Genomic DNA, 12,831 nt, shown 5'->3' on the forward strand with positions numbered 1-12,831 from the left:
CCTTTGCATGCACGCAGGAATCACCAAGCAAGACGGCGTCCCAGGTGGCAGCGTGATCTCTCGCCACGAGGGGACACGCATGAAACTGGCGCTGCGCATCATCGGTGGGCTGCTCGTCTTGGGCACGCTGGCCGCGCTGCTGTTCTTCTGGCTGGACCGCACCGAAACCACCACCGATGCCTACGTGACCGGCCGCATCCATCCGGTCGCGCCGCGTGTCACCGGCACAGTGCTGGTCCTGCGCGTGGACGACAACCAGCATGTGAAGGCCGGGGACGTGCTTCTGGAACTCGATACGCGCGACTTCGACGTGCGCGTGGAGCAGGCCCGCGCGGAAATCGCACGGGCCAGGGGTCAGCTGGCAAGCGCCGAAGCGCAGATCGCCGAGGCGACGGCCGCGATCGTGGCGGCGGACGCGGCGGCGCGAAAGACGGTGCTCGACCTGCGCCGCGCGGGCGAACTGGTGAACGAGACGCCGCGCGGCATCTCCCGGCAGGAATACGACGCGGCGAAGGCGGCCGCGGATTCGGCGGCGGCGAACCGGAAGAGCGCCGAAGCACGCAAGGTGGCCGCGACGGCGGCGCGCGAAATAGCCCGTGCCCAGATCGCCACGGGGGAGGCGGCCTTGCACGACGCGCAACTTGCCTACGGCTATACCAGGGTGCTCGCCCCGGTGAGCGGCTACGTCGGACGCCGTACCGTGGAGGTCGGCGCACGGGTCAACGCCGGGCAGACCCTGCTCTCGATCGTCTCCGACGAAGTCTGGGTGGTGGCGAATTTCAAGGAAACCCAGCTGGCGCGCATCCGTCCCGGCACCCGGGCGCACATGACCGTCGACGCCCTCCCCGGCATCGCGTTCGTCGGCAAGGTGGACAGCCTGTCTCCGGCGTCGGGCTCGCAGTTCGCCCTCCTTCCGCCGGACAACGCGACAGGGAATTTCACCAAGGTGGTCCAGCGCGTGCCGGTGAAGATCCTGTTCTCGCCCGACGACCTGCACCGCTATCGCGAGCGGCTGACGCCGGGCCTTTCCACCGTCGTGAAGATCCGCGCGGACGGAACCTCGCCATGAGCCCGCACGTGCCAGCCCATGCCCGCGGCCGTGCACTTCCGGCGACGATCCTGGCCATCGCTGTCGCCGTGCTCGGCGGTTGCGTGCTCGGGCCGGACTATCGGAAGCCGGACGTGGCGGCACCGGCGGCATGGCGCGACGCGCCGGCCGCGACGTCCACCGTCCCCGATGCCTGGTGGACGCTCTTCGGCGACGAGGATCTGGGCCGCCATGTCGAGGCTACGCTCGCCGCCAACCAGGATCTGGCCGCCGCGCTGGCCCGCTACGACCGCAGCCGCGCACTGCTCGGCGTCGCCCGCGCGGACGAATTCCCGGATGTGTCGCTGGACCCGGCCTATGCGCGCGCCCGCACGTCCGGCAACGTGTCGAACCGCCTGCCCGAACTGGAAACGACGCTCTGGCGCGTCCCCCTCGACGTCGCGTACGAGGTGGACCTGTGGGGCCGCGTGCGGCGCAGCGTGGAAGCCGCCGGCGCGGACGTGGAAGGCAACGCCGACACCGTCGCCGCGCTGCGGCTCAGCCTCGCGGCCGCCGCCGCGTCCACGTATCTCTCCCTACGCAGCGCCGACCGCGACATCGACGTGCTGGTCCGCACGGTGAGCCTGCGCGAGGACGCGCTGGATCTGGCGGACCGCCGGGCCCACGCCGGCGTGGTCGGCGACCTCGACGTGCTCCGCGCCCGCGCCGATCTCGCCCAGACCCGGGCCGACCTTGCGGATGCGCGCCGTCGCCGGGACAACCTCGAACACGCGCTGGCCGTGCTGGAGGCACGCAACGCACCGGACTTCACGGTGGCCGCGCGCGCATGGACCCCGGTGGTTCCCGATATTCCCGCAGGCCTTCCGTCCTCGCTGCTCGAGCGGCGCCCCGACGTGGCAGCGGACGAACGTGCCCTCGCCGCCGCCAGCGCGCGGATCGGCGTGGCGCGGGCCGCCTTCTTTCCGCAGGTCCGCCTCACCGCTTCGGGCGGCGTGGCGAGCAACGGACTCGGCGACCTCCTGGCAGGCGACAGCAAGGCATGGTCGATCGGGCCGGCCGTTCGCCTGCCGATCTTCGAAGGCGGCCGCAACCGCGCCAACCAGCAGGCGGCCGAAGCGAACTATCGCGGTGCGCTGGCGAACTGGCGCCAGGGCGGCATCGTCGCCTTTCGCGAAGTGCAGGACGCCCTCACGGAAACGCGCTGGCTGCGCGAGCGCGGCGAGGCTCTCGCCGCGACGGTGGACGCGGCGACCGCGGCGGCGAAAGTCTCGCGTTCGCGCTACGACCGCGGCCTCGCCGGCTACTTCGAAGTGGTCGACTCCGAGCGCCAGGCGCTGGCCAGCCGGCGCGCGGCGATCCAGAACGAGCAGCAGCGGCTGCTTGCCGCGGTGGCGCTGATCAAGGCGCTCGGCGGTGGCTGGAGCGAGGGCGAAGCGGTGCCCCGGCAGCCGCTCGCCGCCGCCGGGAAAACGCGATGAGCGCGACGCCCGGGACGGTGGCCGCCACGCCCTCGCCGCCCGCCGACCTCCCGTGGCTCGGCATTTTCGCCGTGCTGATGGGCGCTATCGCCACCACGCTCACGTCGCGCCTGACCTCGATCGGCCTCGCCGACGTGCGCGGTGCGATTGGCGCGGGCTTCGATGAAGGTGCCTGGATACCCACGGCGTTTTCCGCGGCGCAGATGATGATCGGACCGCTCGCGATCTTCCTCGGCCGCGTCTACACGCCGCGCCGCGTGCTTTTGGCCGGCAGCGTCGTCTACGGCCTGGCCGAATTCCTCCTGCCCCTCGCCCCCAACCTGCCCACGCTGCTGTTCCTGCAGGTCGTCGCCGGGCTGGGCTCGGGCACCTTCATCCCGCTCACTGCCTCGTTCATCCTGACCTCGCTTCCGCGCCACCTGTGGCCCTGGGGACTGGCGGCATACGCCATGAACATCATCCTCGGGCTCAACCTCGCCTCGTCGCTGGAAGGCTGGTACGTGGAGCACGCCACCTGGCACTGGATCTTCTGGCAGAACACCCTCGTGGCCGGGCCGCTCTTCCTCCTGTACTGGTTCGGCCTACGCCGCCTGCCTGTCGACCGCGACTACCTGCGCCACGGCGATTTTCGCGGCATGCTGCTCGCCGCCTCGGGATTCACCCTCGTCTTCATCGCGCTCGACCAGGGCGACCGGCTCGACTGGCTCTCCTCGTCGCTCGTGGTCGCGCTCTTCGCGCTCGGCTTCGTGGCGCTGGGCCTGTTCCTGCTGCACGAATCGATGCTGGACACGCCCAGCATCGATTTCGGCCTGCTGGTACGCCGCAACGTGGTCGTGCTCATCGTCCTCGTGCTGATCACGCGCTTCCTCGTCACCGCGAGCAACACGCTGGTGACCAACTACCTTATCCAGGTGCGCGGCCTGCGCCCGCTGGAGGTGGGCAATGCCGTGCTGTGGGTCGCCCTGCCGCAGCTGGTGATCGCTCCGGCGGTCGCCTGGATGCTCGGACGCCTGGAACCGCGTTTCGCCATCGGCACGGGACTCGCCATCGCCGCGTCGGGATTCCTGCTCGCGACCGGCATCACCTCGCAATGGGTGGAAGGCAATTTCAGCATCGCCCTGCTATTGCAGGCGATGGGCGAAACGCTGGAACTCACCGCGCTGATCTATTTCTTCGGCCATCACCTCGGGCCGGCGGATGGCATCACCTTCGGCGCCATCATCCAGACCGCGCGGTTGTTCGGCGGCCAGCTCGGCACGTCGCTCATCGTCGTGTTCACGCGCAAGGCGGAGCAACTGCATTCCAACCTCATCGGCCAGCACATTTCCATCGGCGAGCCGGATACGACCGCACGCATCGCGGCCTACGCCCGTGCCATCGGCTCATTGTCGCAAGGCGCGGGCCATGCGGAAGCACGTGGCACGGGCCTGCTGGCCGCCGCGGTCCGCGCGCAGTCGTACACGTTATCGGCGCTCGACGGCTTCCTGCTGGCGTCCAGCGTCGCCGTGCTCGGCGTCGGCCTGGTACTTGTCCTGCGCGAGCCGCCGGTGATCGCGAATCCGCCGGCGGTACCGCCCTGCATCCGGCCCCAGCCCCGCGTACGACGCCAGCGACACCGTGTCGCAGGAGCTTCACGCGAACCCGTGCGATGATCCCTGGACTCACCTCCAGGGTTGCCAGAAGGACGGTTCCGGTGCGTCGAAGCCCGGCGGGAAAGCGATGGTTGGGATGGATGGCGCTCGTTGCCGTCTGGCTCACCGTGCTTGCCCCGACGGTATCGCGTTCGCTCGCCGCCTTCGGACCGACGCCCATGCCCACGGGCATGTCGATGCCCATGCACCATCACGCGATGGCGGACATGCCGGCCCGGCACGACTCGCACGGGGCGGCGGATTGCGGCGATGCGTGCGGGTACTGCACGCTGTTCACGCAGCTGCCTGGCATGGCGGGCAGCTTCTTCGTCGGCCAGGCACTCGCGCCCGCGAGCCATGCTCCGGCCGCCGCGCCGACATGCCGGGCCGGGCCGGCCACCTGCCTCGTCTACGCACCCGCCCGAGGTCCACCGTCCGCGCAAGCCTGATCACCTTCCGATCGCCACTCGCGCCAACGACAACGGACTCCTTCATGTTCCTGCCTACCTTCCATGGGCGCGCGCTCGCGCGCGCCATCGCCTGTGCCGTCGGCAGCGCCTCGATGGCAGCGCATGCGGCCGACGCACCCGACGACCCGCAACGCGCCACGACGTTGCACGAGGTGCGCGTCTCCGCGGCGAGGACCGCCACCAGCGTCGATCCCGATATGCCGGCGGTCGTCGAAACCGTCAGCGCGGCGCGACTCGACCGGCTCAACATCGTCGATACGGCGGACGCGCTGAAATACCTGCCCGCCTTCGGCATACGCAAACGCTTCGCCGGCGACGAGAATGCGACCTTCTCGGTGCGCGGTACCAGCAACCAGCAGAGCGCGCGCGGCCTCGTCTACCTCGACGGCCTGTTGCTTTCGAACCTGCTGGGCAACAACTGGGCGAATCCGCCGCGCTGGTCGATGGCCTTTCCGCGGAACCTCGCCCGCGTGGAAGTGATCTACGGCGCCTATTCCGCGCTCTATCCCGGCAACGCCATCGGCGCCACGGTGCTCATGACCACGCGCATGCCGGAGACGCTGGAAGTCACGGGCGAGGCGCAGGTGTTCACCCAGCATGTGGACACCCATGGCGTGGATCGCGACTTCGGCGGCAGCCGGCAGGCCGCGACGATCGGCGATCGCTCCGGGCGCTTCGCCTTCCTCGTCGGCATATCGCACCTGCAATCGAACGGCCAGCCGCTGGTCTACGCCACGCAGAACCTGTCGACGCACCCGGCCACGTCGAATCCCGTCACCGGTGCCGTGGCCGATACCGGCGCCAACGGACGGCCGCGCGAGATCGTCGGCATCAACAGCGAGGGCCAGGAGGCGACGCGCCAGGACGAAGCGCATGTCCGCCTTACCTACGACGTCACCCGCGACCTGACGGGGGCGCTCACCGCGGGGTACTGGAAACAGGATCTCTCGCATCGTACGGACACCTTCCTGCGCGATGCGCAGGGGCGCCCGGTATGGTCCGGGCCGGTCGCGATCGACGGCCGCCAGTACACCTTGCCCGCGAACTACTTCGCACCGGGTACGCGACAGAGCCGCAACTATCTTTACGGGCTTTCGCTCGGCACGCACCGGGAGACCGGCTGGAACGTGGAAGGCGAGGTCTCCTACTTCGACATGGATCGTAACCGCGACCGCGTGGCGTCCGCCGTGACCTATGATGGCGCGGGCCTCCTCACCGCCGGGGACGGCAGCCGATGGCGCACGCTGGACGTCCGTGCGAGCCACACACCCGACAGCCTCGCGCCGGGCACCCACACGGTGAGCTTTGGCTACCATGTCGACGGCTATCGCCTGGACAACGCCACGCATGCGCTCGACGCATGGCGTAACGGGAGGGGCGGCCCCCTCGTCGCGGCCAATGGCGGAAGCACGCAGACGCAGGCCGTCTACCTGCAGGACGCATGGCAACTCGCGGAGCGGTGGCGCCTGACCCTCGGCGCCCGCTACGAACAGTGGCGCGCCTTCGGCGGCTTCCGTTCGACGGCGACGGCCGGCGTCGGCTACACCGAGCGCAAGGAATCGCACACCTCGCCGAAAGTCTCGCTGGCGTGGAGCGCGAGCGACTCGGTGCTGTTGCGCCTGTCCGGCGCGCGTGCGTACCGCTTCCCCACGGTGAACGAACTCTTCCAGGGCACGTTCGACGGCATCTCGCTGGTGAACAACGATCCGTCGCTGAAACCCGAGAACGATCTCTCCCGCGAACTGTCGGCGGAGTGGTACCGCGAGAACGGCGTGGCGCGCTTCACCGTGTATCGCAGCGATACGCGGAACACGCTGTTCAGCCAGACCGACACGACGGTGTTCCCGAACATCACCAGCGTGCAGAACGTGGGGCTGGTACGCACGCGCGGCGCCGAGGCGAGCTACGATGCGCACGATGCGCTCCGGCAAGGCCTCGACCTCACGGCGAACGTGGCCTACACACAGGCCACGACGGTACGCAACCCGCGCAATCCGGCTTCCGAAGGCAAACAGTTCTACCGCATCCCGCGCTGGAGGGCGAACCTGGTCGCCACATGGCGAGCCACGGAGCGTCTCGCGCTGACCCTGGCCGGACGTTACTCGGGCCGCCAGTACAACACGCTCGACCACAGCGACGTGCATCCGGATACGTTCGGTGGCGCCAGCGATTTCCTTACCTTCGATGCCAAGGTGTCGTGGAAGGCCAGCGACCGGATCGACCTGGGCGTAGGCGTGGACAACCTCACCGACCGTCGCTACTACGTGTACTACCCCTACCCGTCGCGCACCTGGCTCGCGGAGGCCCGATTCCATCTCTGACCGTGGATATAAGGCTTCCGCCGGCCTCGAACGCCGGCGAAAGCCGATCCGCGACGTCGCTAGGGAACGCCGTCGCAGAACTTCAGCGAAGCGAGCGACAGGTGGTCGTCGAGCATGAAGGATGCCGGCCCGCCGCGATGGAGACGATCGAAGAAGGCTCCCACCCCCGCGTTTCCGGTCGCGAAATCGCAACTGATGCGGAGCAGTTCCGCCCCCGGGACGGCGAAGCCTTCGTCGCGCGATACGAGGAAGGGCTCGATACCGCCGGCGATGCGTTTCGCCGCTGCGAGATAGCCGGCCGCGCTGTCGGGAAACGTCTCGGCAAGATCGAGCAAGGTCTCGCCGATGCCGGCCAGGCCGTCGAACAGGCCCGGACAGATGGCGTGCCGTCGCATCAGGTCGGCTTCGGCACCGCGAACGATGTGGCGATAGCGCGCGTCGGCCGTGCAGGCATGGAAACGCGCCGCCACGGCGACGATGCCCGCCGTGCCGTGGCGCAGGTACGGAAACAGCGTGGCGCCACCGGTTTTCTTCGGCCATGCCGCGTCGCCATCGGGGTTGGCGCCTCGTTGCGCGAGGTCGTACGCCAGCGCGGCGTCGGCGGAACGCAGGAAGCGCTCGTCGCCCGTGGCTACATGCAGGTGCAGCAGGAAGAGCGCGATGCCTGCGCCGCCATGGGCGAGGCCGACGGGCTGCGAGCCCGCACGCGGCCAGCGCAGCATGCCCTCGGTGGCGACGGCGTCGCGCAGCAGGATCTCCCCGGCTTCCGCGGCGGCGGTGAGGAAGCAGGATTCCGCCGTTTCGCGCCAGGCCTTGATCCGGGCAAAGCCCCATCCCGCCATGCCGTCGTGGAGGCCTGCGCGTTCGCGGATCGCCTCGTCCGGCGAATGGTCGCGCAGCAGGGAGGCCGCGAGCTCCCGTTCGCCCGCGTCGAACAGCACCCAGGCGATGCCGGCGTCGCCATGCATCAGGCTCGTACCCCGATCCTGGCGGCGCCGCGCACCGTCGACGACATAATCCAGCAATCCTTGCGGCGGCGTCCTGCCTCCACGCAGGTAGGCGTGCAGCACGCCCGACGCACCGTGCGCCACGCCCCAGGGATGGCTCTGGAATACCTCCGGACCCGCGGGTACGTACCGGTCGGCGCGGGCCTTTATCGCCATGCCGGAGATATAGGCGAACAAGGCATCGGCCCGATCCGTCACGGGCTCCTCTCCTGTCGCCGGCGCCGGCGAAGGCGCCGCCTCGAGCGCCCTGCGAAGCGTCGCCATGGCGGCGACGGGCGTGGGACGTTTCGTCGCGTCGCCATGGAGCAGCTCGCCGACGATGTCGGCCAGGGCGCCCGGGTAACCGACGTCCTCGCTCATGCGATGTACGAAGCGCGAAGCGGCCTGCCGGTCGAGGGGCAGCATGGCATTCATCGGCATGATGGCCGCGAGCAGGTTCGCTCCGAAGGCGTAGGCGTCCTCGGCCCGCGCCGCATCCGGATGGTCGCGCAACGGTCGCGGCGAGGCGAAACCCGGCGTCCGCAAGTCCACCGGCAGATCGAGGCCTTCCTCGATCGCCGTCTCCAGGTCGATCAGGCGTACCTCGCCGCCGGGCGTCACGATGCAGTTATGGAACGACAGGTCGCCCATCGACACGCCGATATCGTGGACGAGTTCCAGGGCTTCCGCGAAACGCGTGAACACCTCGGCGACCTCCCGCAGGTAGCGCTGCGCGTCGTCGCGGGTGGCGCGGGTCTTCAGCCAGGGGTAACGCCGCGCAAGCCAGCAGCGGAGCGTATCGCCGTCGATGAATTCCTCGACGAGGTAGCTGTGCTCCCACTCCCTGAAGTGCGCGATCGGCATGGGTGCCACACGGAGCGGCGCCAGCCGGCGCAGGAGGCGGAATTCCTTGCGCAACGCGGCCGTGGCGGTGTCGCCGCCGCCGATGAACGGGCGCGCTTCCTTGATGATGACCTGGCGGCCCTCATCGAGGTCTTCGCCGACGTAGATGCCTCCGGCGGAAGAGAACGACAAGGCTTTTCGTATGCGGAACCGCCCCGCGCCCAGGTGCGCGGCGGCACCGCCCGTCTCGTCGCTTTCCCCCGGGAACGGATCGCGCAGCCAGGGAGGAAGGTGGAAGCACGGCTTGCGCTCGTCGACCTCCCATTGCCCGTCCGGCGCGCGCAGCAGGTATTCGCGACGCCCGTCCGCGGCGATGCGATATTCGCCCGCGATGCCGCCATAGCGGTAATAGAGCACCCGCGAATCGCGGTAGCGCCGGTCGCTGAGAATGTAGGGTCCCACGTAGCCCGACAATGCGACATGGAGATCGTCGATGATGCGACGGAAATCGTCGACGCCACGCGGATACACGGTGATGAACTTTCCGGACCCTCCGCGTGGCCAGCGCTTACCGTTGATGGCCGCCAGCGTCCTTGCGTCGGCGGCGAACTTGAACGCGGTGCCCGAGGCGACGAGGGCCGCGGCGGCGATGGAAAGGACGATGCGTGCCGTGGACGCCACGCTGGATACGTGGATCTTCCACCCTTGCGCCGGCAGTTCGACACCGGGTGGCGAACAGTGCATCCATATGCCCGAGCGGCGCAGCTGCCATTTCTCGGGAACGATGCGCCGGACCGGCTGGACGAAGTCGGCGGTGTCTATCTCGCGCCGCCCGTACGGTTCGAAGAATTCCTTGTCGACGGCGGTGTACTGCAACAACTCCGTGTGTCGCTCCATGCCAACCCAACCCCCAGCAAATCGCCCGTACACTGGGCACGGGGCGTCGCAGGCGCCCCATGCCTCCCCCGGTACCGTCGTTACGACAACTCGTCGAAGCCGTCGCCGTTGGCGGTCGAGCAGGCGCGATTGCTGCACGTGCTGTAGTTCGTCTCGTTCGTCTCGTTCGCTGTCGCCAGGTCGAGATGCATGAGTTGCAGTTCGAGAATCCGGTTCATACGATTTTCCCCGATGCGTTCGCGCCATGTGCGCAGCGCGAATCTAGGTTCTCGTCGTGCGCGGCCTCAAGGCGGAACCCGCCGTTCCGGCACCGGAACATCAAGGAAACGTGATTTTTTATCGCAAACGATCGAAAACGGTCGCGCGCGTGTCCGGAAATGGACACGGGTGTCCACCTTCGGACACCCTCGCTCATGGCAGCAACGGCAGGCGGACGGTGGCGACCGCGCCGCGCGTATCCCCGCGGGACACCAGTTCGACCGATCCGGCATGCGCTTCCACGATGAGCCGGGTCAGGCTGAGGCCGATGCCCGAACCCTCCGGCTTGGTGGTGAAGAAGGGCACGAACAGCGCGTCGCTGTCCGGCAGGCCCACGCCATCGTCCTCGATGAGGATGCAGACGCGCCGTCCCTCCGTGTACCAATCCAGCCGGACACCCCCCGCCACGGGGAGGGCCGCTTCCACCGCGTTGCGCATCAGGTTGATGAAGGCCTGCGACAGCTGGTCCTCGTCGCCATAGAGGGTGACGGACTCCCTGCTCGCCACATCGATGGGGAGACGCCTGTCGAGTGAGGCCAGTCGTGCCAGCGCGACATCCAGGCGAAACAGATGGGGACGGGGTGGCGGCAAGCGCGCCAGCTTTCCGTAACCGGAGAGGAACCGGGCGAGCGAATCGGCGCGGCGGCCTATGGTTTCCAGGCCGGTCTGCAGATCGGAGCGCAAGTCTTCCGCATGCTGCCTTTCAAGCATCGTCGCCAGGCTCCCCGCCAGCGACGCGATGGGGGTGAGCGAGTTGTTCAGCTCGTGGCTCAGCACACGGATCAACCGCTGCCACGCGCGCCGCTCTTCCTGCCCGAGGGCGGCACTGAGGTCGCGCAACATGATGAGGCGATGTTCGCGGCCCTCGCTGTGCCAGGTGGCGCGCCGCACGGCCCAACGTCCCTCCCCGCCGGGGAAGCGCCCGTGGAAGACGGCATGGTCCGGTGTGGCGAGCGCCTCGGAAAGTCCAAGGGAGACGAGGTCGCGGCCCACCACCGTCGCGCGTTCGGCGCCGATGAGTTGCCGCGCCGCGGGGTTGATCAGACGCAACTTGCCTTCTTCGTCGCCGACGAACACCGGGTCCTTCAACGCCGTGAGCGTCTTGGCCAGGAACCGGGAAGCCTCGGTACGCTTCCGTCGGCCCTCGCGCAGCGCGTCCGAAAGGAGGTTCACGTCGGCCAACAGCCCTTGCAGCGGATCGTGCCCCGGACGTACCCGCCCGCGCAGGCCGTAATCGCCCTCGCGCAACGCGGCAAGGAGATCCGACACGGTGGCGAACGTGCCCAGGATGCGTCGTCCCGCCACCCATGCCAGCGCAAGCGTGAGCGACATGCCAAGGGAGAACACGCCCAGCCGCGTGATCCACGGCAGGCCGTCGATCGCCACCAGCAAACCACCCGCGGCGGTCACGGGCAGGAGGACGATGCCGATCCATGGCGCCGCGCCGAGCGGCAGGCGGGTCGAACGCGCATCGCTATTCAATGTTCTCGTGCCGACGGACGGCGTGCCCGGAGCCTCAGCCGACCGACTCCACTCCGCCCCTCGCGCGCCGCTTCTCCAGCCGGCGATACAGGGCCTGACGCGAGATGCCCAGCGCATCCGCGGCTCGCTGCAGATTGTGGTCGTACCGTTCGATCGCCTGCCTGATCAGCAACTCCTCGGCCTCGGGAAGGGTGAGACTGTCGATCACCACCGGCTCGTCCCTGCGCCGCTGGAGCGACAGCGCATCGGCATCGATGTCGTCCCTGCCGGCCAGGAGGACGGCGCGTTCGATCGCATGCTCCAACTCCCTCACGTTGCCCGGCCAGTCGTAACCGCGCAAGGCCCTTTCTGCCGAAGGTGTGAACAGCATCGCACCACGGCCTCTGCGACGGCATTCCCGGAGGAGGAAATGCCGTGCCAGCGGAACGATGTCTTCCTGCCGCTCGCGCAGCGGCGGCAGGCGCACCTGCATGGCGTTCAGGCGGTACAGCAGGTCGCGGCGGAAGCGGTCGTTGCGGATGGCGGCGTCGAGGTCGGCGTTGGACGTGGAGATCACGCGTACGTCCACCCGCCGGGTCCGCATCGAGCCGCAGCGTTCCAGTTCGCCCTCCTCGACGACGCGCAACAGCTTCACCTGCTGCAGCGGGTGGATATTGCCCACTTCCTCGAGGATGAGGCTGCCGCCATGCGCGAGTTCGAAACGGCCGGGTCGCGGCACCGGCTTGTCCTCGCCGAACATTTCCTCGGCGAAGCGCGATTCCGGCAGGGTGCCCATGTCGATGCGGATCACCGGGTTGTCCGCGCGTGGCGACAGCGCATGGATTTCGCGCGCCACGAGCGATTTTCCGGTACCGTTTTCGCCGAGCACCAGCACGTTGGCATCGCCGCTGGCGATCCGCTGGATCAGCTCGAGGACTCGGCGCATCGCCGACGATTCGCCAATGCGCAACATGTCCGCACCTTGACGGGACAACGCGGCCTCGGCACGCAGGCGCCGGTTTTCGTCGGCCATCTGGCGCAACGCGATCTGGCCGCGGACGGCATGGATCAGGTGCGCATTGTTCCACGGCTTCTCGATGAAGTCGGCCGCGCCAAGGCGCATGGCCCGCACCGCTATATCGATGCTGCCCCACGCCGTCATGGCGACGATGGGCATGTCGGGAGCCTCTTCGCGCAGGCGGGCGACCAGATCGAGGCCTTCCAGGCCCGACGTGGTATCGGACGCGTAGTTGAGGTCGAGCACGGCGCAGGAGAACTCGATGCGTGCCACCGCATCCAGCGCGGCGGCCGCCGAGCCGACATCGACCGAGGGAATGCCCTCCGAATGCAGCAGGATGCGCAGCGCAAGACGCACATCGGGATGGTCGTCCACGACGAGTACCGGTGCGACGGCTTCATGGCTTCTGGACATACCTTG

Annotated in this window: 9 protein-coding genes; 5 read left to right on the forward strand and 4 right to left on the reverse strand. The window is 68.7% G+C overall.

The annotated features are described in order from the left end of the window. Positions 1–79: 79 nt before the first annotated feature. From HBF32_RS13325 to HBF32_RS13345, 5 genes are all read left to right on the forward strand, one after another. Positions 80–1,069 (forward strand): HlyD family secretion protein, encoded by a 990-nt coding sequence (locus tag HBF32_RS13325; protein WP_166700080.1) that lies wholly within the window; start codon positions 80–82, stop codon positions 1,067–1,069. Then, positions 1,066–2,526, forward strand: coding sequence for an efflux transporter outer membrane subunit (locus tag HBF32_RS13330; RefSeq protein ID WP_166700081.1), 1,461 nt, complete (start codon positions 1,066–1,068; stop codon positions 2,524–2,526). Before HBF32_RS13325 ends, HBF32_RS13330 begins: the two co-directional genes overlap by 4 nt. Continuing rightward, positions 2,523–4,178, forward strand: coding sequence for an MFS transporter (locus tag HBF32_RS13335; RefSeq protein WP_166700082.1), 1,656 nt, complete (start codon positions 2,523–2,525; stop codon positions 4,176–4,178). Before HBF32_RS13330 ends, HBF32_RS13335 begins: the two co-directional genes overlap by 4 nt. An 80-nt stretch (positions 4,179–4,258) precedes the next feature. Then, a complete protein-coding gene (locus HBF32_RS13340) occupies positions 4,259–4,606 on the forward strand; it encodes a DUF2946 family protein (protein ID WP_166700083.1) in 348 nt (115 codons plus the stop codon). Positions 4,607–4,650: 44 nt separating this feature from the next. Further along, entirely contained in the window at positions 4,651–6,948 is a 2,298-nt protein-coding gene (locus HBF32_RS13345) for a TonB-dependent receptor (RefSeq protein WP_166700084.1), read from the forward strand. Between the two features lie 59 nt (positions 6,949–7,007). On the opposite strand, the gene lanKC is transcribed toward HBF32_RS13345, so the two are convergent. The 4 genes from lanKC to HBF32_RS13365 all read right to left on the reverse strand — a co-directional run bounded on the left by lanKC (position 7,008) and on the right by HBF32_RS13365 (position 12,825). Next, positions 7,008–9,674 (reverse strand): class III lanthionine synthetase LanKC, encoded by a 2,667-nt coding sequence (gene lanKC, locus HBF32_RS13350; protein ID WP_166700085.1) that lies wholly within the window; start codon positions 9,672–9,674, stop codon positions 7,008–7,010. 80 nt (positions 9,675–9,754) lie between these two features. Then, positions 9,755–9,892, reverse strand: coding sequence for a hypothetical protein (locus tag HBF32_RS13355; RefSeq protein WP_166700086.1), 138 nt, complete (start codon positions 9,890–9,892; stop codon positions 9,755–9,757). A 193-nt stretch (positions 9,893–10,085) separates the two neighbouring features. Next, complete coding sequence (locus tag HBF32_RS13360) at positions 10,086–11,414, reverse strand: sensor histidine kinase (RefSeq protein WP_166700087.1); 1,329 nt, start codon at positions 11,412–11,414, stop codon at positions 10,086–10,088. Between the two features lie 34 nt (positions 11,415–11,448). Then, positions 11,449–12,825, reverse strand: a complete 1,377-nt coding sequence (locus tag HBF32_RS13365; protein ID WP_166700088.1) for a sigma-54-dependent transcriptional regulator — start codon at positions 12,823–12,825, stop codon at positions 11,449–11,451. Between the last annotated feature and the right edge of the window lie 6 nt (positions 12,826–12,831).

The organism is Luteibacter yeojuensis (assembly GCF_011742875.1).
Taxonomy (GTDB): domain Bacteria; phylum Pseudomonadota; class Gammaproteobacteria; order Xanthomonadales; family Rhodanobacteraceae; genus Luteibacter; species Luteibacter yeojuensis.